General features: G+C 64.4%; 25 protein-coding genes and 1 tRNA gene. 17 read left to right on the top strand and 9 right to left on the bottom strand.

Annotated elements, in window-relative coordinates; translation table 11 throughout:
• Positions 1-75: 75 nt before the first annotated feature.
• Entirely contained in the window at positions 76-276 is a 201-nt protein-coding gene (rpmI, locus tag I6F36_RS20580) for a 50S ribosomal protein L35 (protein WP_008539890.1), read from the bottom strand.
• A 275-nt stretch (positions 277-551) separates the two neighbouring features.
• Between rpmI and I6F36_RS20575 the strand changes: the two genes are divergently transcribed.
• Positions 552-947, top strand: coding sequence for a hypothetical protein (locus tag I6F36_RS20575; protein ID WP_225172038.1), 396 nt, complete (start codon positions 552-554; stop codon positions 945-947).
• A 67-nt stretch (positions 948-1,014) separates the two neighbouring features.
• Here I6F36_RS20575 and infC read toward each other — a convergent pair whose 3' ends face one another.
• Entirely contained in the window at positions 1,015-1,554 is a 540-nt protein-coding gene (gene infC, locus I6F36_RS20570; RefSeq protein WP_074447655.1) for a translation initiation factor IF-3, read from the bottom strand.
• A gap of 251 nt (positions 1,555-1,805) precedes the next feature.
• Between infC and I6F36_RS20565 the strand changes: the two genes are divergently transcribed.
• Positions 1,806-2,594 carry a carboxylesterase gene (locus tag I6F36_RS20565; RefSeq protein ID WP_225172037.1) on the top strand — a complete coding sequence of 263 codons (789 nt, stop codon included), beginning with the start codon at positions 1,806-1,808 and terminating at the stop codon, positions 2,592-2,594.
• A 193-nt stretch (positions 2,595-2,787) separates the two neighbouring features.
• The gene (locus I6F36_RS20560) at positions 2,788-3,255 is read left to right on the top strand and encodes a nuclear transport factor 2 family protein (protein ID WP_225172036.1); all 468 of its coding nucleotides are present in this window, start codon (positions 2,788-2,790) and stop codon (positions 3,253-3,255) included.
• A gap of 129 nt (positions 3,256-3,384) precedes the next feature.
• Here I6F36_RS20560 and I6F36_RS20555 read toward each other — a convergent pair whose 3' ends face one another.
• From I6F36_RS20555 to I6F36_RS20545, 3 genes are all read right to left on the bottom strand, one after another.
• Positions 3,385-4,182: an acyl-CoA thioesterase domain-containing protein gene (locus I6F36_RS20555; protein WP_225172035.1), complete on the bottom strand. Its 798-nt coding sequence runs from the start codon at positions 4,180-4,182 to the stop codon at positions 3,385-3,387.
• Between the two features lie 180 nt (positions 4,183-4,362).
• Positions 4,363-5,538, bottom strand: coding sequence for a tRNA epoxyqueuosine(34) reductase QueG (gene queG / locus I6F36_RS20550; RefSeq protein WP_225153089.1), 1,176 nt, complete (start codon positions 5,536-5,538; stop codon positions 4,363-4,365).
• Positions 5,487-6,179, bottom strand: a complete 693-nt coding sequence (locus I6F36_RS20545) for a glutathione S-transferase family protein (protein WP_036024387.1) — start codon at positions 6,177-6,179, stop codon at positions 5,487-5,489. The genes queG and I6F36_RS20545 overlap by 52 nt, the downstream gene beginning before the upstream one ends.
• Before the next feature lie 169 nt (positions 6,180-6,348).
• Between I6F36_RS20545 and I6F36_RS20540 the strand changes: the two genes are divergently transcribed.
• The 3 genes from I6F36_RS20540 to I6F36_RS20530 all read left to right on the top strand — a co-directional run bounded on the left by I6F36_RS20540 (position 6,349) and on the right by I6F36_RS20530 (position 9,398).
• Positions 6,349-7,155 carry an undecaprenyl-diphosphate phosphatase gene (locus I6F36_RS20540; protein ID WP_036003355.1) on the top strand — a complete coding sequence of 269 codons (807 nt, stop codon included), beginning with the start codon at positions 6,349-6,351 and terminating at the stop codon, positions 7,153-7,155.
• A gap of 173 nt (positions 7,156-7,328) precedes the next feature.
• On the top strand, positions 7,329-8,654 hold the full coding sequence (locus tag I6F36_RS20535) for an FAD-binding oxidoreductase (protein WP_225172034.1): 1,326 nt from the start codon (positions 7,329-7,331) through the stop codon (positions 8,652-8,654).
• A 3-nt stretch (positions 8,655-8,657) separates the two neighbouring features.
• Entirely contained in the window at positions 8,658-9,398 is a 741-nt protein-coding gene (locus tag I6F36_RS20530) for an SDR family oxidoreductase (protein WP_036003361.1), read from the top strand.
• 186 nt (positions 9,399-9,584) lie between these two features.
• Here the strand turns inward: I6F36_RS20530 and I6F36_RS20525 are convergent, their stop codons facing one another.
• Complete coding sequence (locus I6F36_RS20525) at positions 9,585-10,550, bottom strand: complex I NDUFA9 subunit family protein (RefSeq protein WP_225144138.1); 966 nt, start codon at positions 10,548-10,550, stop codon at positions 9,585-9,587.
• A 151-nt stretch (positions 10,551-10,701) separates the two neighbouring features.
• Here I6F36_RS20525 and I6F36_RS20520 point away from each other — a divergent pair.
• A tRNA-Leu gene (locus tag I6F36_RS20520) sits at positions 10,702-10,788 on the top strand.
• A gap of 156 nt (positions 10,789-10,944) precedes the next feature.
• Here the strand turns inward: I6F36_RS20520 and I6F36_RS20515 are convergent.
• Together I6F36_RS20515 and I6F36_RS20510 are read right to left on the bottom strand one after the other, a co-directional pair.
• Positions 10,945-11,442 (bottom strand): lysozyme inhibitor LprI family protein, encoded by a 498-nt coding sequence (locus I6F36_RS20515; protein ID WP_057030568.1) that lies wholly within the window; start codon positions 11,440-11,442, stop codon positions 10,945-10,947.
• Between the two features lie 295 nt (positions 11,443-11,737).
• Positions 11,738-12,607 (bottom strand): tripartite tricarboxylate transporter substrate binding protein, encoded by an 870-nt coding sequence (locus tag I6F36_RS20510; protein ID WP_225172033.1) that lies wholly within the window; start codon positions 12,605-12,607, stop codon positions 11,738-11,740.
• Position 12,608: 1 nt separating this feature from the next.
• Between I6F36_RS20510 and I6F36_RS20505 the strand changes: the two genes are divergently transcribed.
• On the top strand, positions 12,609-13,004 hold the full coding sequence (locus I6F36_RS20505; protein ID WP_225172032.1) for a hypothetical protein: 396 nt from the start codon (positions 12,609-12,611) through the stop codon (positions 13,002-13,004).
• A 90-nt stretch (positions 13,005-13,094) separates the two neighbouring features.
• Here the strand turns inward: I6F36_RS20505 and I6F36_RS20500 are convergent, their stop codons facing one another.
• Positions 13,095-14,360, bottom strand: coding sequence for an MFS transporter (locus tag I6F36_RS20500; protein WP_036024395.1), 1,266 nt, complete (start codon positions 14,358-14,360; stop codon positions 13,095-13,097).
• Between the two features lie 275 nt (positions 14,361-14,635).
• Between I6F36_RS20500 and I6F36_RS20495 the strand changes: the two genes are divergently transcribed.
• From I6F36_RS20495 to I6F36_RS20455, 9 genes are all read left to right on the top strand, one after another.
• Entirely contained in the window at positions 14,636-15,946 is a 1,311-nt protein-coding gene (locus tag I6F36_RS20495) for a UbiA family prenyltransferase (RefSeq protein WP_225172031.1), read from the top strand.
• Positions 15,947-16,153: 207 nt separating this feature from the next.
• The gene (locus tag I6F36_RS20490; protein WP_225113827.1) at positions 16,154-16,768 is read left to right on the top strand and encodes a ribonuclease D; all 615 of its coding nucleotides are present in this window, start codon (positions 16,154-16,156) and stop codon (positions 16,766-16,768) included.
• Between the two features lie 164 nt (positions 16,769-16,932).
• A complete protein-coding gene (lptC, locus tag I6F36_RS20485; protein ID WP_036003378.1) occupies positions 16,933-17,664 on the top strand; it encodes an LPS export ABC transporter periplasmic protein LptC in 732 nt (243 codons plus the stop codon).
• Positions 17,665-17,669: 5 nt separating this feature from the next.
• Entirely contained in the window at positions 17,670-18,386 is a 717-nt protein-coding gene (locus I6F36_RS20480; protein WP_036003381.1) for an LptA/OstA family protein, read from the top strand.
• A 224-nt stretch (positions 18,387-18,610) separates the two neighbouring features.
• Positions 18,611-19,624 carry an LPS export ABC transporter ATP-binding protein gene (lptB, locus tag I6F36_RS20475; RefSeq protein ID WP_036024403.1) on the top strand — a complete coding sequence of 338 codons (1,014 nt, stop codon included), beginning with the start codon at positions 18,611-18,613 and terminating at the stop codon, positions 19,622-19,624.
• Positions 19,625-19,714: 90 nt separating this feature from the next.
• Positions 19,715-21,352 (top strand): RNA polymerase factor sigma-54, encoded by a 1,638-nt coding sequence (gene rpoN, locus I6F36_RS20470; RefSeq protein WP_225128030.1) that lies wholly within the window; start codon positions 19,715-19,717, stop codon positions 21,350-21,352.
• A gap of 81 nt (positions 21,353-21,433) precedes the next feature.
• On the top strand, positions 21,434-22,039 hold the full coding sequence (gene raiA / locus I6F36_RS20465; RefSeq protein WP_036009184.1) for a ribosome-associated translation inhibitor RaiA: 606 nt from the start codon (positions 21,434-21,436) through the stop codon (positions 22,037-22,039).
• A gap of 219 nt (positions 22,040-22,258) precedes the next feature.
• Complete coding sequence (gene ptsN / locus I6F36_RS20460) at positions 22,259-22,720, top strand: PTS IIA-like nitrogen regulatory protein PtsN (protein ID WP_008141251.1); 462 nt, start codon at positions 22,259-22,261, stop codon at positions 22,718-22,720.
• Positions 22,721-23,130: 410 nt separating this feature from the next.
• Complete coding sequence (locus I6F36_RS20455; RefSeq protein WP_225172030.1) at positions 23,131-24,351, top strand: O-antigen ligase family protein; 1,221 nt, start codon at positions 23,131-23,133, stop codon at positions 24,349-24,351.
• The last annotated feature ends 5 nt before the right edge of the window (positions 24,352-24,356 follow it).

Below are 24,356 nucleotides of genomic sequence, written 5' to 3'. Positions count from 1 at the left end.
AATCCTTCAGAGATGACTTTGGTTATCGGATCGCCGCGGGATGCGCGGCAGAGGTGGCAATGATCGTGGACCCGATCAGGCGTTCGGCAAGAAGTACTTCTTGACGTTGTCGCCGTCGGTCTTGAACAGCACGCGGGTGCCGCGGAGCTGACGGATCTGCTTCTTCGTCCGCTTGATCATGCCGTGACGCTTGCCGCGCTGGGCGTGCATCACTTTGCCGGTGGCAGTCACCTTGAAGCGCTTTTTAGCGCCCGATTTGGTCTTCAGCTTGGGCATTTGGCTCTCCTAATGGCCACAGAGATCCGCCCGCGAAGGCGGCTGGACCGTCAAAAATGCTCGTTAGAGCGTTGATTGTGCTCAAGTTTTGCGAACAGGCGCGAAACCCGCACGAGACACCGCCACGGCAGCCCGTAAATCAGCCGGGCGGTGAAGGCTGGGCTTATGACAGAGGAGAGGCCAATTGGCAACGATGAACCGCCGCAACCTGCCCGCCGACTATTGAACGCTGCCACCCCTCATGTCCAAGCCTTCTCGCCTGAAGCAGGTCCAAAATGGCTCATTTCCCGCAACTTCTGATTTCATTCGCCCGCCCGCGCCCTCTGACGCTGTTCGCCGTGCTCGCCGCGGCTGCGCTGCCACAGGCGGCTGACGCCCGCGCCGGCGGCTATGACGGCATCTGGAACGTCACCTTCGCCACCACCCGCGGCAATTGCAGCTCGGGCTACAGCGTTCCCTTCACCGTGACCGGCACCCGCGTCTCCTCCGCCGGCGGCGGCCGGGTCTCGGGCCGGGTCAACCGTTCCGGCGCTGTCGCCGTGCAGGTCTCGGTCGGCGCCTCCCACGCCAGTGGCGGCGGCCGGCTCGCCGGCGTGAACGGCGCCGGGTCGTGGAAGGGAATTATCTCCGGCGACCAGTGCAGCGGAACCTGGCAGGCGACGAGGACCTGACACACAAAACGGCCCGCCGGGGATCCGGACGGGCCGTTGAATTCTCGAGGTCCTAAAGCGTTGCGCGTCAGCGCGGCGCCAGCACCATTACGACCTGGCGACCTTCGAACCGCGCGTCCTGCTCGACCTTGGCGAGCTCGGCGACGTCGGTCTTGATCTTGTCGAGCAACTTGGTGCCGATCTCCTGGTGCGCCATTTCGCGGCCGCGATAGCGCAGCGTGATCTTGACCTTGTCGCCCTCTTCGAAGAAGCGCTGCATCGCGCGCATCTTCACGTCGTAATCGTGGTCGTCGATCATCGGACGGAGCTTGATCTCCTTGATCTCGACGGTCTTCTGCCGTTTGCGGGCTTCCGCGGCTTTCTTCTGAGCGGAATACTTGTACTTCCCGTAGTCCATGATCTTGCAGACGGGAGGGCTGGTATTCGGCGAAATCTCGACCAGATCCATCCCGACTTCCTGCGCCATGCGGATGGCGACGACGGTCTCGACCGTGCCCTTGTTGTCACCGGTCTGGTCGATCAGCTGGATTTGCGCATTGCGGATATCATCATTGATGCGCGGCCCGTCTTTGCTGGCAGCGGGCGGAGCTTTATTAGGACGGCGAATGGGTGGTTCTCCAAAGTTGTGAAAGAAGCGGCTATTTTGAAGGAAGATGCGTTTGCCGGCAAGCAAGTCGCTGGTGCGAGGCGCGAAAAACCCTCAAATGCGAGGCATTTTGGTCACGGCCCTCGGCACGCTGACCGACATAGACACCTTGCCTCTGTTCCGCAAGCGTCCCAAAGGACCAATAGCGATGCCGGTCGTGCTTTCGGAACAGGTCCGGACAGCTCAAACCGCACAGCCAGAGTAAACGTTCCATGACCGACGCAATTCCCGATGCCGCGCTTGAATTCATCGATGTGGGCGAGGGGCCGTCCGCACGCAGGATCGCGGTGCGCCGCCGTCCCGGAAAAGGCCCCGGCCTGGTCTGGCTGGGCGGATTCAAGTCGGACATGCAGGGCGGCAAGGCCGTGGCGCTGGATGCCTGGGCCCACGAGCGCGGCCGCGCAATCGTCCGCTTCGACTATTCCGGCCACGGCGAATCCAGCGGCGATTTCGCCATTGGGACGATCGGCAGCTGGCTCGAGGATAGCGTTGCGGTGTTCGAACGCTTCTGCGACGGCCCGCAAATCCTGATCGGCTCGTCGATGGGCGGCTGGATGGCGCTGCTGCTCGCCCGCGAGATCAGGAAGCGTGCCGGCAAAGCGTCGCTTGCAGGGCTCGTGCTGATCGCGCCGGCGCCCGATTTCACCGAAGAGCTGATGTGGAAGAATTTTTCGCCCGCAGTGAAGAAGGAAATCGAGACCAAGGGTTTCTGGCTGCGCCCGTCGGAATATGGCGACGGCTCGCCCTATCCGATCACGCGGAACCTGATCGAGGAGGGACGCAACCACCTCGTGCTGGGCAGCGCCATCGATCTCGGCTGCCCCGTCCGCATCCTGCAAGGCGCGAAGGACCCTGATGTGCCCTGGCAGCACGCGTTTGCGCTGACTCATCGCCTGCCGGCCGACGACGTCGTGCTGACCATGATCCAGGACGGCGATCACCGCCTGTCACGCCCGCAGGACATCGCGCGCCTTCTTGCGGCGGTGGCTGAGATCGGGTGATGTGTCCTCTTCCTTCTCCCCTTGCGGGAGAAGGTGGCTTCGCGAAGCGAAGTCGGATGAGGGGTTCTCTCCACGAGCCCGAATGAGAGTTGGACTCGCGGAAGCAACCCCTCACCCGAACGAAATGCGCGTCAACGAGCGGAGCTGCCCTCTCCCGCAAGGGGAGAGGCATAACAACTGGGAGGCAACACCAATGACCACCACCGCCATGCTGCGCGCCTTCTGCGATGCCGTCGAGCAGCGCAACGGCGAAGCCTTCGCCCAGCTGTTCACCGAGGACGGCGTCTATCACGACGTCTTCTACGGCGCCTTCGCCGGCCGCGCGAAGATCGCCGCGATGATCGACGACTGGTTCTACCGCACCGCGACCGATTTCCGCTGGGACATGCATGATCCCGTCACCGACGGCACCACGCTCTATGCGCGCTACACCTTCAGCTATAGATCAACCCTGCCGGAAGCGAACGGCGCGCGGGCGATGTTCGAGGGCGTTGCGATCATGAGGCTGAAGGGCGGCAGGATCGCCTGCTATCACGAGGTCGCCAACACCGCGCCGGCGTTCGTCGATTTGAACTTCGCCCCGGAGCGGATCGCGAAGATCGTCGCCAAGCAGGGTGCCGAGCTGAAGGCGCGGCCGGAGATGCAGCGGCATTTGGACTAGGTCGTCATTCCGGGGCGCGCGAAGCGCGAACCCGGAATCCATTTCAACTCTTGGCCTGCGGCCCGATGGATTCCGGGTCTGCGCCTGACGGCGCATCCCGGAATGACGACCGGAGAGAGGCGCGCGCTCCTACCGCTTCGACGGATTCACCATCGGCTTGCGCTGCGCCAGCGCGGCCACCGTCGCGGTGCCGATCGGACCCTGTTCGTCATAGAGCCAGCATTCGCCGATCGCGACACCGTCGGTGGCGTGGTGGTTCACCACCTCGAAGCCGATCCACTCCGTCGCCGGCAGGCGGTGCAGATAGATCGTGACATCGCTGTTGATGTAGCCGAGCCCCTGGTCGCCGGCATTGGCAAACGGGCTCGCAAAATCGGCGCCGGTGGCGACGCGGACGAACGGCGTCATCGGGGTGCCCGCGACGAGCTCACGCACCTCGCTCATCCACAATCTGCGCGGGCCGAGCGAGCCCATATGGCCGACGATCGGGCGTGTCGCCCATTTGCCGTTCATGCCGAGCCTGGGATCGGTCGGCTTGGGGATCTCGGCCGGCTTCGGTGCGTCCCAGTTCGGCGGCGACCAGACATTGCCATCGGGATTTTGCGTCTTGCGCAGCAACTGGCACGAGGCGCGCGCCATGCTGACCCCGCCGGAGGCGAACTCCGCTTCCACCACGCGGATGCGCATGCCGTCGCGCACCAGCCGCGTCGTCACCTCGATCGGCTTGTCGATGGTCGGCAGTCGGAACATGTCGACCGTGAGCCGCGCCGGTACGAATTCCGGCCCGGAATGGCGCTCCTCGATGACGAAGCCGAGCAGGCCGACGACGACGCGCCCGTGCAGCGATTTCGGATCCCATGGACCGTTGGCGGCTTCCGTCGGATGGAATGTATCACCGTCGCGGGTGAAGAAAGGCATGTTTGTCATGCGCGCGAGATTGCGGGAATGGATGGGGAAATCAAGGGTGGTGAGAGCATGTGCCAGCCACAACACGAGTGTCATCGCCCGGCTTGACCGGGCGATCCAGTACTCCGCGGCAGTTGTGATTGAATCGATAGGCCGCGGCGTACTGGATTCCCCGCCTTCGCGGGGAATGACTACGGTGAGCTAGGAAGCGGCGCGCCACTCCTTGCGCACACTCTCGTCGTGCTCGTTACTGATCGCAGCACCCTTCATCGCCTCAAACTCTTCGCGCGCCAGCAACTGGCCCAGCGCCCACACCGCCGCGCCGCGCACCAGCGGACTTGCGTCATCCAACAATCGCCGCGCCGCCTCAGCCAGCGCCACCTCGCCTGAGTTGCCGATCGCAATCAGCACATTGCGCACGAACCGGTCGCGGCCGATGCGCTTCACCGGCGATTTCGTGAACAGCGCACGGAATGCCGCGTCGTCCAGCCGTGCCAGCTCAGCGAGCGAGGGCGCGCGCAACTCGTCGCGCGCGGCGAGTTTTGCCTCACGCCCCTCTTGCGCAAACTTGTTCCAGGGGCAGGCGGCAAGGCAATCATCGCAGCCATAGATGCGGTTGCCGATGCTCTTGCGAAACTCGTGCGGGATCGGGCCCTTGTTCTCGATGGTCAGATACGAGATGCAGCGCCGCGCATCTAGCTTGTAGGGCGCTGGAAACGCCGCGGTCGGGCAGATGTCGAGGCAGGCTCGGCACGAGCCGCAATGATCGATCTCGGGTTCGTCGCGCGGCAGCTCCAGCGTGGTGTAGATCGCGCCGAGAAACAGCCACGAGCCGAACTCGCGCGAGACGAGATTGGTGTGCTTGCCCTGCCAGCCCAGATGCGCGGCCTGCGCCAGCGGCTTCTCCATCACTGCCGCGGTGTCGACGAACACCTTCACCTCGCTCGACGCGGTCGCGACCAGCCAGCGCGCCAGCGCCTTCAGCCGCTTCTTGATGAGGTCGTGATAGTCGTCGCCTTGCGCATAGACCGAGATCGCCGCGCGCGCGCGCTGCTTCAGGATCGCGAGCGGATCGGAGTCGGGACCGTAATTGACGCCGAGCATGATCACGCTGCGCACATCGGCCCACAGCCCGCGCGGGTCGACGCGGCGCTCCGGCTGGTTCGCAAGCCAATCCATGTCGCCATGGCCGCCCGAGGCGATGAATTCGAGGAAGTGTTGTCCGGCTGCATCGATCGAGCCCGGCGCGGTGACGCCGATGCAGTCGAAGCCGAGCGCGTGCGCTTCGCGCGCCAGCGCCGCCTTCAGTTCAGTCGGGTCGCAGCTCAGAAATCCAGGTCCACATAGGTCCGCGACGCCGGCACGCCGGCCAGCCATTCGCTGAGGAGCGGACGGAACGACGGGCGGGATTTCACCCGCGCGTACCACGCCTTTGCTGCGTCGTCCTCGCTCCATGGCACGTCGCCCAGATAGTCGATCGCCGAAAGGTGCGCCGCGGCGGCGAGATCCGCGTAGGTGAGCCGGTCGCCGGCGAGGAAGTTGCGGGTCTGCGCCAGCCAGCCGATATAGGCCAGATGATAGCGCACATTGGCCTTCGCTGCGCGCATCACGTCGGCCGAAGGCGGCCCGCCGCCGTTCTCCTCGCTCATGAAGCGCTTGTAGATGCGCTCGGTGACGAGTGGATGCGAGACTTCCTCAAAGAACTTTTCGTTGAACCAGGCCATCAGCCGGCGCACCTCGACACGCTCGGCAAGCGTCTCCGGCATCAGGCGCTTGGGGCCCATCCCGGCCCCATAGGCCTCATCGACATATTCGGCGATGATGGCCGCGCCCGGAATCGGCGGCTGCTCGTCGTCCACCAGCACGGGCGTGGTGCCGGCCGCATTGAGCAGCAGAAACGCCTCGCGCCGCTCCCAGCTGCGCTCCTCGATCAGCTTCAGGTCGAGCCCGTATTCACCCGCGATCAGGCGAATGAAGCGCGAATGCGGACAGAACGGATGATGAAACAGCGTAAACATGAAGCCTTTGACTATGTGATGGTGCTTAAGAATCCATCAATGTTTGTGCGGCGCCACACTAGTCCTTCAAAACCTCGAAGCAAGGGCGTGATTTGGCATTTTGCGATTGCGGCATGGGGTCGAATAGGCGAGAAGAGCCCCGCTTTTCCAGCCGAAATGGACCGTAAATATGTCAGACGCTATACGGGCAGTGATCCTCGGCATCATCGAGGGCGTGACCGAGTTCCTTCCCGTATCCTCGACCGGCCACCTCCTGATCGCCGAGCGCTTCTTTCATCTCGGCGAAGGCGCGTTCTGGGATTCGTTTACGGTTCTGATCCAGCTGGGCGCGATTCTCGCGATCGTGGGGCTGTACTTCCGCAAGCTGTGGGACGTCGTGATCGGCCTGTTCACGGGCGATGCCTATGCTCGCCGCTTCGTGATCGGCGTGCTGGTCGCATTCCTGCCCGCTGTCATCGTCGGCCTCGTCGCCGGTAAGTACATCAAGCTCCTGCTGTTCAATCCGTGGGTCATCTGCTTCACACTGATCGTCGGCGGCGCCGTCCTGCTCTGGGTCGACAAGCTCGAGCTCAAGCCGCGCGAGTATGATGCCACCAGATTTCCGCTCTTGATGTATCTCTATATCGGCATCGCGCAGTGCGTGGCCATGATCCCGGGCGTGTCGCGCTCCGGCGCCAGCATCGTCGCCGCGATGTTGCTCGGAGCCGACAAGCGCGCGGCGGCGGAATTCTCGTTCTTTCTGGCGATCCCCACCATGATCGGCGCGTTCGCCTACGACTTCTACAAGAGCCGCGCCGAGATGACGATGGACCACATCAACATCGTCGCGATCGGCTTCGTGGTGTCGTTCATCACCGCGATCATCGTGGTGAAGACGTTTTTGACCTATGTCACCCGGCACGGTTTCCTGCTGTTCGCCTGGTGGCGCGTCATCGTCGGCACCCTCGGCCTGATCGCGCTGGCGCTGGGACGGTAGGCCCTTGGTCCGTAGCCCGGATGGAGCGCAGCGCATCCCGGTCCGTCGTCACTTGGGGCACGATCCCGGAATACGCTGCGCTCCATCCGGGCTACGCTTTCAACGCAATATAAGCTTTTGATCGGTACTCAGTTTCGCAATGCCGGGCGGCGCGCCGGCGCAGGAGCTGAGCCATGACCCTCGTCAGCGGCTGGGGGCGCTTCCCGGTCGTCGATACCGAGATGCTGCGTCCGCGCGCGTTCGCGTCGGTAGCCGACGCCATCGTGTCCGGCACCGTGGCGCGCGGCAATGGCCGTGCCTATGGCGATGCCGCGATCGGGACCGTCACGACGTTGACGATGACGGGCTTCGACCGCATCAGGTGGTTCGATCCGGCGACCGGCCGAATCCGCCTCGAGGCCGGCGTGCTGCTCTCGGACCTGATCGAGACCTTCGGCCCGCGCGGCTTCCTGCCCTTCGTACTGCCCGGCACGCGTTTCGTGTCGATCGGCGGCGCCATCGCCGCCGACGTGCACGGCAAGAATCACCATTGCGAAGGCGGCTTCGGCCGCTATGTCGACAGCATCCTGCTGCGCACGGGCGAGGGCGAATTGATCGAAGCCTCGCGCGAGCAGAACTCCGACGCATTCTTTGCGACAATCGGCGGCATGGGCCTGACCGGGGTCATCCTCGAAGCGACCTTGCGGCTGCGCAAGGTCGAAACGGGATGGATCCGCGAGCGCGTGATCTCGGCATCCGATCTCGATGCCGCGATGCGCGCGCTCGATGCAGGCGATGCCGCAACTTATTCGGTGGCCTGGATCGATTGCGCCGCCCGCGGCAAGGATCTCGGCCGCTCGCTGATCTATCTCGGCGAGCACGCCGGCAAGGACGAGCTTCCTGCCGGCGCCGCGGCGTTTCCCGCCGGCAAGCATCCCGGTCTTGGCGTGCCCATCGATTTGCCCTCGATGACGCTGAACCGCTTCAGCATCCGCGTTTTCAACGAGCTGTATTATCGCATGGGCGCGCGCCGCGCCGGCGGCAGCCATGTGGTCTCGCTCTATCCCTATTTCTTTCCGCTCGACAGCATTGCCGACTGGAATCGCATCTACGGCAAGCGCGGCTTTCTGCAGCATCAATGCGTGATCCCGGAGAACGGCGCGCGGGACGTGGTCGGCGAGATTCTGGGTCGCGTCGCGCGGCGCGGCGATGCCTCCTTCCTCGCGGTGCTGAAGAAGCTCGGCGAGGGCGAGGGCATCCTGTCGTTTCCGCTGCCCGGCTACACGCTGGCGCTGGATTTCCCTGTGCGCGGCGACATCCTGAATTTTCTCGACGAGATCGACCGTCTCGTTGTCGCGGCCGGTGGCCGGCTCTATCTTGCCAAGGATGCGCGCCAGTCGCGCGAGACGCTCGAAGCCGGCTATCCCGCCCTGCCGCGCTTCAACGCGATCCGCAAAGCGCTCGACCCTGCCGGCAACATCCGCTCCAAGCTTTCACAACGTCTGTTCGATGAGGTCTAGGCCGTGACGTCGCGCAAGTCTGTACTGGTGCTGGGCGGCTCATCCGACATCGGCCGCGCCACGGCGCGCGCCTTTGCCAAAGCGGGATACGATGTGGGGCTCGCCGGCCGCGACGTCGGCGCGCTGGAGCCTGACGCCGCCGATCTTCGCGCGCGCTACGATGTCGAGGTCGGTGTTCACACATTCGACGTGCTCGACACCGCCTCATTCGAGGGCTTCGTCGGCGGCCTGCCCGCGCTGCCCGATGTCGTCATCTCGATCGTCGGCCTGCTTGGTGTGCAGCAACAGGCCGAGAGCGATCTCGCCCAGGCCACCGCGATCATGCGCTCCAACTACGAAGGTCCGGCCCTGATCCTCGGCCTGTTCGCGGAGAAGTTCTTGGGCCGCGGCAGCGGCACGCTGGTCGGCGTGTCCTCGGTCGCCGGCGATCGCGGCCGCGCCTCCAACTATGTCTATGGCTCGGCCAAGGCCGGCTTCTCCGCCTTCTTGTCCGGCCTGCGCGCCCGCGCCAGCCGTGGCGGCGTCCACGTCGTCACGGTCAAGCCCGGCTTCGTCCGCACCAGGATGACCGAAGGCATGAAGCTGATCGGCCCGCTCACCGTCGAAGCCCCCGTCGTCGGCGCTGCGATCCTTCGCGCCGTCGAGAGCAAGACCGACATCGTCTATGTCAGCGGCAGATGGCGTCTCGTGATGCTGATCATCAAGACGCTGCCGGAAGCGGTGTTCAAGAAGCTGAAGTTTTGAAAGTCGTGTAACAGGCCAGTCTTCGCTCCAGCGACAGTGCACCCCCTCGCCCCGTTCTTACGGGGAGAGGGTTGGGGTGAGGGGTCTCTCTCCGCACGAGCGGTCTTCGAGAGACCTGTACCCCTCACCCGGATTGCTGCGCAATCCGACCTCTCCCCGCAAGCGGGGCGAGGTAAAGAAGATCCCTCACACGCTCATGCGCTGGAACTGGCCCTGCGGGCGGAAGCGCCAGAGATATTGCGGGGCGATCGCTTCCAGCGAGTCGGCCTGGATGCCGAGGCCTTCCAGCGTCAGCCCGGCCGCCTTCGCCGCGTCCGACACGATATTGTCGCGCTCGAGCAGCGTGACCTGGTCCGGCGTCAGCTTGAACGCGCCCGGCGCGAATTGCAGGAAGTTGGCCTGGAAGCGGGCGAGGCCGAATGTCAGCGGCACCAGCATGCGCTTGCGGTCGGTGATTTCGAGGATCGCCTCGATGATCTCGCGCATGGTCAGCACTTCCGGCCCGCCGAGCTCGTAAGTGGCGCCCGCCTTGGCCTTGCCGTCGGCCGCATCCGCGATCGCGCTGGCGACGTCGCCGACATAGACCGGCTGCATCTTGGTCTCGCCGCCGATCAGGGGCAGCACCGGCGACATCCGTGCCAGCGCGGCAAAGCGGTTGGTGAACTGGTCCTCGGGGCCGAACATCACGGACGGGCGGAAGATCGTGGCGGAGGGAACCGCGGCCAGGACCGCGGCTTCGCCGGCCGCCTTGGCCCTGGCATAGCGTGAGGGCGACTGCGCATCGGCCCCGATCGCCGAGACATGCACCAGCGCGCTACCTGCGGCGGCCGCCGCCTTGGCGACGGTCTCGGCGCCCCTGGCCTGGACGGCGTCAAACGTCTGCCCGCCGCTCTCGGTGAGCACGCCGACCAGATTGATCACGACATGCGAATCACGAAGCGCCGCCTCGACCGAGGCCGGATAGCGCAGATTCGCCTGCACGGTGTGAATCTGCCCGACCCGGCCGAGCGGCTGCAGGTATCCGGCGAGTTCCGGCCGCCGCACCGCAACCCGAACCCGGTAATCCCGCTTGCACAGGGCGCGGACGACGCTGCGGCCCAAAAACCCAGATCCGCCGAAAACCGTGACCAGCGTGTCCAGATTCGATGCCATGGGAGCCATTCCTGCGGAAAAGAGTGCGTCTTGTCAGGCTTGTATCGGGCCGGTTTGCGATGCGCAATCGGCATCCCGACCCCGGCCTCACGCATGAATTGACAACGGCGTCACCGAACCGTAGTAACCGCCTCCGTGCCCCAAACGGCATGCCCAGGTGGTGGAATTGGTAGACGCGCTGGCTTCAGGTGCCAGTGGCTTAACGGCCGTGAAGGTTCGAGTCCTTTCCTGGGCACCATCCCCTGCTCAAGCGATTGAAATCGCTCATCCGCAGGACATCGAGCTGCTGACCGGTCCGCGACACCGAAGCACGGCGCTCATGGCGCCGAATGGCCGTCGTCGCCACGTCGGAAGGTGCCGGCAAGGCCGGTGACCCGAGCCCCCCTAGGAAGCCTCAGTGCTCGTTGACCGCAGCGCCCAGCTTGATGAGGCTCAGCGAGCGGTTCGCGGTCTCGCGCAGGCGGCAGTAGCTCGCGCCGCCCCGGTACATGCCGGGGTCGACGTTGTCGAAGACCGCGCAGAGGCGATCACGCGAGGCGGCGAAAACTTTCTGCGAGTCATTGACGGCCTTGATCGCGTCGGCGAACCCGCCGGCCTGAACCTTCTTCAGCGCCTCACTGGTTTTCTGCGTCCAGACGGCGAGTTCGCGCGCCGCGCAGGCCTTCCATCTGGCGACATCGTCATTCGCGCCCTCTGCCGCCTTGATGCAGGGGTCGGCGACGAGCCCGACGCAGGCGCTGCCGAAACCGCCGGTTTTCTCCACCTTCTTCAGGCAGGCATCGATCACGGCAAGGTCGGCTGGCGCGGTGCTCTGGGCGGTGTCTTGGGCGAAAGCCATCGATGCCAGCGGGAGGCCTGCGGCGAGAATCGCGGCGGCAAGCTTGAATTTCACGGGAGATCTCCGTTCGGGGCATCGATGCAACCTTGGTCACCGGAGGCCCGGCGTGGGTTCACCCGAATGTGGAGCAGGAGCCGTTCCTCACACCACCTTCTTCCCGGTCCGCTCCGCCACCGCCTTCTGCACGTCATATCTGGAAACCATCTGGGCGGCTCCGCAACGACGACCGTGCATTTGACACGCCGGCAGACGCCCGGAGTGTCGCCATGATCCGCTCGATGTCGGCTGGGCGCCGAATACGGAGAGCCACGACGAGCAAAGCGGGCTCGGCTGCTAGGCCGCGACGCGGCTAATCCGACGGCTTGACGCCGAGATCGCCCAGGATGCGGAGCATCACGTCGCTGTCGCGCTTGAAGATCCGATTCGTCGTTTCGAAATCGGCCGGCGATGACAGGATGAAGTTGTTCAGCATCTGCTGAACTTTCGGATCGGTTCCGGCTTGGATCAGCAGCGGCGAGAGGCGATCGACGATATCCCGCGGCGTGCCGGACGGGACCGCAAACGTGGTGAAGGGACGCAGATTGTAGAAGTCGCCGACGGCGCCTTGCTCGGTCATGGTCGGCGTGTCCGGATAGGGCGGCAGACGGGTGCCGACCACGCCGATCAGGTTGCCGGTGCCGGCCTGGATGACGGGCGCGGCTGCGGCATAGCTCCCGGCGGCGCCATCAAGCGTCTGTCCGGCGACGTCATTCCACATCGGCGCCTCGCCGCGATACTGGATGACCTGAACCTTTATGCCGTATTGCTTGGCGATCGTCTCGATCAGGACGTGCGGCGTCGAGCCCACGCCGTAGGATCCCCAGTTCACGCTGCCGACTTTCTTGCAGTATTCGATGAACTCGCGCAGGTTGGTCGCACCGGTCTTCTTCGCCGCCACGACCGGACCGCCAGCGCCGATGACCATCGTCAGATAGGTAAAATCCTTTTCGGGATCGTAGGGCAGGTCTCTTACCGTGACGCGGTTCTGGATCAGCGACGACGAGATCGTGCACAGGATGGTGGTGCCGTCCGGATCGGCGCGTTTCGCTTCTGCCACGCCGATGACGCCGCCGGCGCCGCCCTTGTTCTCGACGATGACCGGCTTGCCCACCTGCCGCGCCAGGAAGTCGCCGAACGCGCGCGCGATGCCGTCGGTCTGGCCGCCCGGTGGATAGGGCACGATGATCCTGATCGATTTGGACGGCCACGCGGATTGCGCCTCGGTCCTTACAGCCGGCGCGCACAACGCGACGGCCGAACCCATCACGAATGTTCGTCGTGTCAGCTTTCTCATTTCCCGCCCTTGGTCTTGTTGTTTCTTGTCGAGTCGCGAGGACCGATCGGATAAAACTAGCGAAGAACGTCGCTGCGTGACGTGTGGCACTGTGTCCACCACAAAGCAGGTGACTTCCATCGCGCGGAAAACGAATTCGCACGGCGGTTTCCGACGCTATTGGGAATTGCAGGGCGTCGTGATCGCTCGAGGGACGGCTGAAAACGACCTGCAAATACAGGCTCTTTCGGTGATGGCGATCCAAACCTTCCAGGGCCCCATTTTGGGTTCCGGATCCGAATAGAGCGATCTCAGATCGGTAGGGATGGCAGGCGGCAATCGCCGCGTCGCCGCGCGTGGGTCCTGTGGCGCTAGATCGGTCTTCTCGTGCCCCTCACACCACCCGCTTCCCCGTCCGCTCCGCCACCGCCTTCTGCACGAAGTACATCATCACCAGCGTGATGATCGTCGTGGTCACGACGACGTAGCCGATCCGGTCGAAATGGAGCAGCGCGCCGTCCGCGCCTTGCGCGATGATCGCGCTGGCGAGCACCGAGCCGAGCCCACCGGAGAGTTGCTGGAGCGAGGCGCTGACCGCGCTGAACGAGCCGCGCTGGCCGGGCTCCGGGATCGCCGACATCAGCGCCTGCGAGGGGATCATGCGCGAGAAGATGCCGACGAACATCAGCACGTTGACGATGATTGCGGTCGCGAGCGAGACGTGGCCGAGATGGGTGTAGATCAGCACCATGAGGACGGTCATGGCGCAGCCGAACACGAAGGTCGGATATTTGCCGAACGCGTCGCTGGCGCGGCCGACCAGCGGTCCCGTGACGATGCTGAACAGGCCGGAGACGAGATAGATCGTTGGCAGATGCGTGATGTCAATGCCGAGATTGTGCACGGTGTAGGCGCTGGAGAACGGCATCAGCATGTAGCCGCCGGTCGCCAGCAGCGTCGTGACGGCGAAGGCGAGCGTGTAGCGCGGCTCACCGACCGTCGCGACCAGATGGCGGAACGGGTTTCTGTCCTGCTTCAGCTTCAGATGCGCGTCGACCGGCTCCATGGCAAAGGCGATGATGGCGATCGTCACGATCGACAGCACCACGATGGCGATGAAGCAGACATGCCAGCTCCAGTAATTGGCGAGAAACAGGCCGGCGGGAATGCCGAGCACCTGGCTGGCGGCGAACGCCGTCTGGATGATTCCCATCACGCGGCCGCGCATCTGCAACGAGAACAGGTCGGTGATGATGGCGAGCACGACCGCGCCGATCACGCCGCCGAACAATCCGGTCACGATCCGGCCGATCAGCAGCACATGGTAGTTCGGCGCCACCGCGCACAGCAGCGTGCCGAGCGTGAAGCCGACATAGAAGAACAGCAGGAGGCGCTTGCGATCGAAACGATCGGCAAAGCCGGCGGCGAGGATGCCCGATAGTCCCGCACTGAACGCGTAGGCCGATACGGCAACGCCGAACTGCCCCGCCGTGATGCCGAGCGCGGGCATCAGGATAGCGCCGAGCGGCGACATGATGATGAAATCGAGGATGATCGTGAACTGCGTCAGCGCCAGCAGCGCGATGAGGAGCGCCTGGTAGCGCGAAAATCCGCGCGGACGCTGGTCGTCGATCGGCGCAGCGAGCGTTGGTTCGGTCATGGCACCTGATCCAGGGTGGGACCCCCGGGGAGGGAAATTGGCAGATAGGGTGGGCCGGGACGATATCCACGGCGCGCGAAGCAAAAGTTCTGCCGGGATAGGAAGCTCGCGCCGGATTGTGGGATCCGGGCAACAGCGCCTCGGGCGGAAGCCGCCCCCATCTCTCCAGGTGAATTAAGCCGCCTTTAGTGAATGTTCCCATAGGGTTGGCCGTCCAATTTCCTGCTCCCCCGGCCGAATGCCGGTCATGTCACGGCAAGTCAGAGCGTTTTCGGATGGAGCAGCGTGCCTCCCAGTATGATCCTGGCCTGTCCGAGCCGTCGGCGGCCCGGACCCTCGTCATCGACCTCGAAGGCGCGCTGCTGCGTTCCGAGCTGCTGATGGAGGCGCTGTTCTCCAGCCCCGGCCGCATGCTGGCGCGCTTCGGTGCGGGCGGACGGGCGGGGATGGCGGCGCTCACGGCGATCCTGGCGCGAGCCGAAATCGACTACGCCCATCTGCCCTATGATTCCGATGTGATGAACCGGGCGCTGGCGGCACGGGCGCGCGGCGAGAAGATCTATCTCGTCGCGGATCGGCTCGCCGCTCATGCCGCGGCGATCGCAGCGCATCTCGGCTTCGATGGCGTCGTCACGCACGCCGATCTCGCGGCGGGGCGCGTGCCGTTCGATTGTGCCTCCATCACGCGCATCGAAAATGGCGAGGTCCGCAGAGCCGGCCTCGCCACCTGGGTGAAGGCGCTGCGGGTTCATCAATACGCCAAGAACACGCTGGTGTTCGTGCCCGCGCTCACGGCGCATCAGCTGAACCTTTCGACGCTCGGCTACGCGCTGCTCGCATTCCTGGCGTTCTCGGCCTGCGCCTCGGGCGCCTATCTGATGAACGATCTGCTCGATCTCGCCGCCGACCGGCAGCATCCGAGCAAGCGCCACCGCGCGCTCGCAGCCGGCGATTTGCCGATCTCGTCGGCGCTGTCGGCCATTCCCGCATTGTGGTTGTTCGCGCTTGCCGCCAGCCTCTGCATCTCGCCGCAGTTTCTCGGCGTGCTCGGCCTCTATCTCGCCACCACGATCGCCTATTCGCTCGTGCTCAAGCGCAAGATGCTGGTCGACATCGTCACGCTCGCCGGCCTCTACACGCTTCGCATCGTCGCCGGCGCAGTCGGCGTCGGCGTGGTGCTGTCGGAATGGCTGTTGATCTTCTCGCTGTTCGTGTTCACCTCGCTCGCCCTGATCAAGCGCTTCAGCGAGCTCAGCATGCGCGAGAGCGTGGGCCTCGCCGATCCCTCCAACCGCGACTATCGCGTCACCGACCTTAACGTCATCGCCGCGATGGCGGCGGCAAGCGCCATGAACGCCGTGACCGTGTTCTCGCTCTACGTCTCGTCCTCGGCGGTGACGCCGCTCTACAGCCGCCCCTGGATGCTGTGGCTGCTCACGCCGCTGCTGCTGTACTGGTTCGGCCGTGCGCTGATGATGGCGCATCGCCGCGAGATGCCGGACGATCCGATCCTGTACGCGTTCCGGGACGGCCCCAGCCGCACCGCAGTCGCGGCGATGATCTGCATCATGCTCGCTGCGATCTGACCGGCTGTAAGGTCATGGCCGCTTGCGTGACCTGCTGCGACTGGCTACATCGCGATCCATTCGACTAAAGCGCGATGCGATTAAGATGAATCGTCATCGCGCTTTAGGTGATTGATTGAGCATGATCTTTTCGGAAAACCGCTGCACACTTTTCCGGATCATGCTCTAGCCTATGATATCGACGCACCGATTCGACCCGAGGTTTTCATGACCGTACGCCTGCACCGCGGCGACCTGCCCGACCTGTCCCGCTACACCGGAGCGGTGGCGATCGACACCGAGACCATGGGGCTGAACCCGCACCGCGACCGTCTCTGCGTGGTGCAGCTCTCTCCCGGCGACGGCAGCGCCGACGTGGTGCAGATCCCCAAGGGCCACACCGACGCGCCGAACCTGAAGGCGCTGCTCGCCAATCCGGCGGTCACGAAGATCTTCCACTTCGCGCGGTTCGACGTCGCGGTGCTGTACCAGACCTTCGGCGTCATGACCGGGCCGATTTATTGCACCAAGATTGCGTCCCGCCTGACCCGCACCTACACCGACCGCCACGGCCTCAAGGACCTCGTCCGCGAGGTGCTCAACATCGACCTCTCCAAGCAGCAGCAGTCCAGCGACTGGGGTTCCGACAGCCTGAGCGAGCCGCAGCTCGCCTACGCCGCCTCCGACGTGCTGCATCTGCATGCCTTGCGCGAGCGACTGGACGCCATGCTGGTGCGGGAAGGCCGCAGCCAGCTGGCGCAGGCCTGTTTCGACTTCCTGCCGACCCGCGCCCTGCTGGACCTCCAGGGCTGGGCGGAAGAGGACATTTTCGCGCACTCCTGAAGGCCCCCCGTGGCGGTTGGCCCGGGATTGCCGCCCCGTTTCGGACACTTTCGTAACGGCCTGTCGCCGGCTGCATATTTGGGCGGCGCCGGATAGAATGGGGTGCGCCCCCTCGACCGGACAAGGCGAGCGATACGTCAGGAGACAGGTAAGCAGGAACCCCGGTGAATTCGGCCCAGAACCCCACCTACGACGCCGCGCTTGCGGCGAAGTTTGCCAGCGCGGCCCGCCACAGCCGCCTGGTGCGGATTCTGCGCATCGCGGTCCCGGGTGCTGTGGTGCTGTCCATGGCTGTCATCGTCGGCGTCTCGATCTTCAATCCGTTCCGCATGCTGATGCCGAAGCTGCCGCTCGACTCCGGTAATCTGGTGGTGTCGGGCACCAAGATCACGATGGAATCGCCGCACCTCGCCGGCTACACGCCGGACCAGCGGCCCTACGAGCTCTGGGCCAAGACCGCGACGCAGGACATCACCGATCCCGATCATGTCGATCTCAATGACCTGCGTGCGAAAGTGTTGATGGAGGACAAGTCGACCCTGTTCCTCGATGCCCGCACCGGCCGCTTCGACAACAAGCAGCAGCAGCTCGATCTGCGCAAGGACATCTTGCTGCGCACCTCGACCGGCTACGAGGCGCGGCTCAATTCCGCCTTCGTCGACATGGGCAAGGGCACGGTCTCCTCGGACGAGCGCGTCGACGTCAAGCTGACCAACGGCACGCTGAGTGCGGATCGCCTGCGAATTACCGAAGGCGGCGACGTCATCCGCTTCGAGGGCAATGTGGTGATGCATCTGGACAAGCTGGATGAACCCGCCGCTGCTCAGCCTGGACCAACCGAGCCTGCGCCGACGAAGACGCGCACGCCTCAGAACAAGTCTGCCAATTCGAAGTGATTTTCATGATGAAGTTCTTCTCGCGCAACGACAACAGGCGCAGCGCGATCGTCAGCGCAGCCGCGCTTGCCTTTGGTGTCTTGATCGCATCCGGTGAAGGCCGCACGCAGAGTTCGGCGACTGCGCCCAACAACGCGCTGCAGGGCTTTACGCAAAACCGCGATCAGCCAATTCAGATCGAAGCGGCCTCGCTCGAGATGCGCGACAAGAAGAAGGAGGCGACCTTCTCCGGCAATGTGAAGGTCGTGCAGGGCGACACCACCATGACCTCGAAGACGCTGGTGGTGTTTTACGATTCGGGCGGCGGCGACAAGCCGGCCGCGCCGCAGCCTGCGGCGAAAGCGACCAAGAGCGCGCCGATGCAGTCGGCGCAGCCGGGTCCGGGCGGCAGCTCCTCGATCAAGCGGCTCGAGGCGCGCGGCAATGTCGTGGTCACCCAGAAGGACCAGGTGGTGACGGGGGAGAGCGCCGTGTTCGACACCAAGACCAACCTGATCACCATGTTCGGCGGGGGCTCGGGCCAAGTCGTCATGACCCAGTGCAAGAACGTCATGCGGGGCGATCGGCTGACTGTCGATATGACGACCGGCGTGTCACGTGTGGAATCCGACAGCGGCCGGGTTCAGGTCCTGCTGCCGCAGGGCTCCAGCAACGATTGCGGTTCGGGCAAGCCCGGCGGCGCGCCGCCTTTGCAGTTACCCGGTGCAAGTAAACCAAAATGAATTCAACGGCTTGGTTCGGATGCGGCCGAACCGAGGGTTGAAGCCTGCCCGGCGAGCCTGTATCTAGCGCGCAGGGCTTTCGAAGCGGGGTCCGCCGCTTTTCGGGCGTGTTTCACTGGGCATGAGACATTCCTTCACCCATGCTGCGTCGGCCAATCGCTCAGGCTGGCGCGACAGATCGCGCGGATTTCGCGCAAGACGACGCCAAAGGCTAGAAGGCGGGGATGGTCGATCTCTTCAGCATGTTCCGTCGGCGCCCCGCCAAGCGCGGCCGGCCAGGATTTGCGCGTCAGGACATCACTGCGCTCGGGGACAGCGTCGGCGGCCTCGTGCCCAGTCCCGTCAGGGACACGCCGATTGCCCGCGACCAGCCCCGCGGGCCCGACCAGTTCCAAGGTGACTACACGGGCGACTACGAGGCCGACTATCAGGCCGAGCCGCGTCCGCAGGCGGTTCATCCCGTCCGAACGGCCGCCAGGTCCAACGGTGCCGGCGCGCCGCAGCTGTTGAAGCGGCCCGGATTCCTGGCTGTGCATAGCGTGGAAAAGGCCTTTGGCAGCCGCCAGGTGGTGCGCGGCGTCAGCATCTATGTGCGCCGCGGCGAGGCCGTCGGCCTGCTCGGCCCGAACGGCGCCGGCAAGACCACCGTGTTCTACATGATTACCGGCCTGATCAAGGCCGATCGCGGCGCGATCGAGCTCGACGGCCACGACGTCACCAAGCTGCCGATGTATCAGCGCGCGCGGCTCGGCATCGGCTATCTGCCGCAGGAAGCCTCGATCTTCCGCGGCCTCACCGTCGAGCAGAACATCCGCGCCGTGCTCGAAGTGGTCGAGCCCTCGCGCAAGAAGCGCGAGCAGCAGCTCGACTCGCTGCTCGACGAGTTCAACATCACGCGGCTACGGAAATCACCGTCGATCGCGCTGTCCGGCGGCGAGCGTCGCCGCGTCGAAATCGCGCGCGCGCTGGCGACGCGGCCGAACTACATGCTGCTCGACGAGCCCTTCGCCGGCATCGACCCGATCGCGGTCGGCGACATCCAGGACCTCGTCCGCCATCTCACCAATCGCGGCATCGGCGTGCTGATTACCGACCACAATGTCCGCGAGACGCTCGGCCTCACCGACCGTGCCTATATCGTCTATGCCGGGGAAATCTTGACCGAGGGAACCCCGGATGAGATCGTTGCCGATCCGGACGTGCGCCGCCTTTACCTTGGCGAGGAATTCCGCCTCTAGCCCTTTTTTCCAATTCGTCAAGCCGTGTACATCGGGCTGAGACTAGGATAAGCAAAAATCGGACCAACTTTTGGGATCGGTTCTTGCTTCATGGCGCTTACGCAGAGATTAGAGTTCCGGCAATCGCAGTCGCTAGTCATGACGCCGCAGCTGATGCAGGCGATCAAGCTGCTGCAATTGTCCAATCTCGATCTCACGACCTTCGTGGAAGAGGAGCTCGAGCGAAACCCGCTGCTGGAACGGGCCAGTGACGAGGCCCCCGCGGGCGAAGCTTCGGCCGAGGCCGGCAGTTACGGCGATTCCGGGGGCGGCCAAGGTGACGGTCATGGCGATGGCCAGGGCGAGGACGGCTTCGGCGGCAGCGCGGAAGGCTTCGAGCCGGGCCAGGAAGAATGGATGAGCAAGGATCTCGGCACCCGCGCCGAGATCGAGCAAACCCTGGACACCGGCCTCGACAACGTCTTCTCCGAGGAGCCGGCCGAGGCGGCCGCGCGCAACGCGCAGGATGCCGCGCCAACCACCTATACCGAATGGGGCGGCGGCGCCTCCGGTGACGAAGACTACAATCTCGAAGCTTTTGTCGCGGCCGAGACGACGTTGTCGGGCCATCTCGCCGAGCAGCTCTCGGTTGCCTTCACCGCGCCCGCGCAACGCATGATCGGCCAGTACCTGATCGACCTCGTCGACGAGGCCGGCTATCTGCCGCCCGATCTCGGCCAAGCCGCCGAGCGTCTCGGCGCGTCGCAGGCCGAGGTCGAAAGCGTCCTCGCCGTGCTGCAAAAATTCGATCCGCCCGGGGTCTGCGCGCGTTCCTTAAGCGAATGCCTGGCGATCCAACTGCGCGAGCTCGACCGCTACGACCCCGCGATGCAGGCGCTGGTCGAGCATCTCGATCTGCTCGCCAAGCGCGACATCGCGGCTCTTCGCAAGATCTGCGGCGTCGACGACGAGGACATCGCCGACATGATCGGCGAGATCCGCCGCCTCAATCCCAAGCCCGGCATGAAGTTCGGCTCGGCGCGCCTGCAGACCATGGTGCCCGACGTCTATGTCCGCCCGGGTCCCGACGGCGGCTGGCATGTCGAGCTCAACAGCGACACCTTGCCGCGCGTGCTCGTCAACCAGACCTATTATTCCGAGCTGTCGAAGAAGATCGGCAAGGACGGCGACAAGTCCTATTTCACGGATGCGTTGCAGAACGCGACCTGGCTCGTGCGCGCGCTCGACCAGCGCGCCCGCACCATCCTGAAAGTGGCGACCGAGATCGTGCGCCAGCAGGACGGGTTCTTCACCCACGGTGTCGCCCATTTGCGCCCGCTCAATCTGAAGGCCGTCGCCGACGCCATCCAGATGCACGAATCCACGGTGTCGCGTGTCACCGCCAACAAATACATGGCGACCAACCGCGGCACGTTCGAGCTGAAATATTTCTTCACGGCCTCGATCGCCTCGGCCGACGGGGGCGAAGCGCATTCGGCGGAAGCGGTGCGTCACCACATCAAGCAGCTGATCGATTCGGAGGAGCCCTCCGCGATCCTGTCGGACGACACCATCGTGGAACGCTTGCGCGCCTCGGGCATTGATATTGCCCGCCGCACGGTCGCGAAGTACCGCGAAGCCATGCGCATACCTTCCTCGGTGCAACGCCGCCGCGACAAGCAGAGCGCTCTTGGTAACGTCCTCTCTACCGCCTTGTCCGATCGCTCCCGCAATCCCGAACCGGCCTGATTGCGCTGGCGCCAAATCGCGCTACTCTCGATGCCCCATCGAGACCGATCCAAGCTGGGCACCAACCAAGCGAGGCATCACATGACTCTCAGAATCTCGGGAAAGAGCATCAGCGTCGGCGAGGCGCTGCGCGGCCGCGTTGCCGACCGCACCGACGAGGTGCTGCGCAAATATTTCGACGGCAATTATTCCGGCCACATCACGCTGAGCAAGGACGGCTTCGGCTTTCGCACCGATTGCGCCCTGCATCTCGATTCGGGAATCACGCTGGAAGCCGATTCGAACGCACCGGATGCCTATGCCAGTGCCGACCAGGCGCTGGTGATGATCGAGAAGCGGCTGCGGCGCTACAAGAACCGGCTCAAGGACCGCTCCGCGCGCAAGGCCCATGCCGCCTCAGAGGCGATGGCTGCGCTCGACGCCACCAGCTATGTGCTGGAAGCGCCCGGAGAGGGCGAAGAGGAAGTCGCCGGCTACAGCCCCGTCATCATCGCCGAGCAAACCACGTCGCTGAAGCGGCTCTCGGTCAGCGAAGCCGTCATGGAACTCGACCTCAGCGGGGCACCCTGCCTGGTATTCCAGCATGGCTCGTCCGGTCGGGTGAACATCATTTACCGCAGGGCGGACGGCAATGTGGGTTGGATCGACCCGCCGGGAGCCAAGGTGGACGGCCAGGGCGGTGGCTAGGCCCGCCAGCCGGCGCCCGTACCATCCCGACCCTTAACAATGACGGGGGCAAAGCCGCACGCGGGAGTTGGCACCGGGATTGCGTTGGAGTAGAAGCCCCCCACATCTGGATCGGGGCTAAGTCCGCCTCCTGCTTCATGTTATTGACGCCGGCCGAGCTTGGTCTATCAAGCTGGCCAAATCGGAACCTGACGGTTTAATTCACCTCGGAAAGCTTCCATGCCGATTACCGATCTGGTCGCACCCGAGGCGATTCTCCCGGCATTGAAAGTCAACAGCAAGAAGCAGGCGCTGCAGGAGCTGGCGGCCAAGGCCGCCGAGCTGACCGGGCAGAACGAGCGCTCGGTGTTCGAGGTGCTGCTGCAGCGGGAGAAGCTCGGCACCACCGCGGTCGGCTATGGCGTCGCCATTCCCCACGGCAAGCTGCCCAAGCTGGAGAAGATCTTCGGCCTGTTCGCGCGGCTCGATCGCCCGATCGACTTCGAGGCGATGGACGGCCAGCCGGTCGATCTCGTCTTCCTGCTGCTGGCCCCCGAAGGCGCCGGCGCCGATCACCTCAAGGCGCTCGCCCGCATCGCCCGTCTGCTGCGCGACCAGGACATCGCCAAGAAGCTCCGCGCCTCGCGCGATGCGCAGGCGATTTATTCCGTGCTGGCGCTGCCGCCGGCAACGGCGGCGTAACCGTTCTTTTTTCCCGCCCGGCAAGGGCCCAATCGTGTCTCGCACCTGATTGTGAGGGCGGCGTCCCGTCATGCCACCTTGATCTCAAAGGTAGAAGGTACGACAATCTTCCCGCCTGAGACGCACGGCACAGTGGGCGGCGCCAAAATCCGCTGAGAGCCGTTCGAAGCCGTGGACCGAGCGGACGTGACTGGGAATGGAATGACGCCGTTGCGCCTCGCCGCCGCGGCGGGAGAGCGGCTCTGGGAATCAGGCCTCGACCGGCCGATGCCCGCGGCAGGCGCGCGTGCGAAGGCGCCCGTGGTGCGCGGTGAGGCAAGATTTGCCGCGCGTCAGGCGGTCAGCTCATGACCAGCCTGCACGATTCCGAGGAGGACGACAGCGCGATCTGGCAAGCGCCCGGCGTCGGCGTGGAAAAGCTCGCCAGAATCGTGATGCGTGGCTCGATCACCGTCAATGTGATCGCGTCGATGGGTGTCTTCAACCCCGCGCTGCTTCCCGCAGAATGGAGCTTCGTGCAACAGGCCGTTGCGCTGTTGATGTGGGTCATCCTGATCTACGCCAGTGCCTTCGTGCGACCCAGCCTGCGCGTGCAGCCCAATCCCGATTTCATCGCGCTGGTCGCATTCTATGCTCTCGCCGCTGTTTCTGTGCTCTGGACCGGCCTCGCCACCGCGGCGATCATGAAGAGCGCGGCCCTCGTGATGACGACCTTTGGTGCGTACTGCCTGATCACGCGGATCGACATCGACGAGATCGTCGGAGCGACGGCGCTGGGACTCTTCATCTTGGTCGCCGCCTCGGCCCTGTGCGCGGTTTTCGTGCCCGAGATCGGCGTCGATCAGAGCTGGATGCACAACGGCCAGTGGCAGGGAATCTACGAATCGAAGCAGACCCTCGGTTTCATCAGCGCCTATCTGATGTTCTTTGCCTGCTATCAGAAGATGACGGGCCAGGGCTGGACAGTTTTTCTGCTGACGTTTCTCCTGGCATCGACATGCGTCATCGCCTCGGAATCCCGTGGTGCCGGTGCCGTTGCAATTGCCGCCGGTGCACTGCTCATGACCTCGCTATGGTCGATCCGCTGCATGAGGATTTACGCGGTGCTGCCGGTCGTCATGTGCATCCTGGCTGCGCTCCTGATCCTGTATTTTTATGTCACGGGCTACGATTCCATCCATCTCGGCGAATCGACCATCAATTTGACCGAGCGAACCTTCATCTGGCAGTACGCCATCGGCCATTTCGACGATGCGCCGCTGCTGGGCTTCGGCATCAACGGGTTCTGGACGCGCCCTGCCATTTACGACTACTTCAACCAGAACCACGGCTGGGTGCTGGACAATTATCATAGCGGCTACATTGCGGTGGCGATGGAAACGGGATTCCTGGGATACGTGCTTTTCGTGGCGAGCGTCTATCTGTTCTCGGAAAAGGTCCTGTACCTGATCGCCACGCGGACGATCGACCGCCGCCACTGCGCTCTCATCATCGGATTCGTCGTCCTCAGCTTTCAATCGAATTTCACGGAGACGATGTTCCTTCGCTCGACGATGTTCACTTCGGTGCTGCTCGTCGCATTCTTCTTCGCGGTGTGCAGGCCGGTGCCACAGCAAGGCCTGCAGCAATGATGGGG

Source organism: Bradyrhizobium sp. BRP19 (assembly GCF_020194195.1).
Lineage (GTDB): Bacteria > Pseudomonadota > Alphaproteobacteria > Rhizobiales > Xanthobacteraceae > Bradyrhizobium > Bradyrhizobium yuanmingense.
This window is presented reverse-complemented; position numbering and strand designations above follow the sequence as displayed.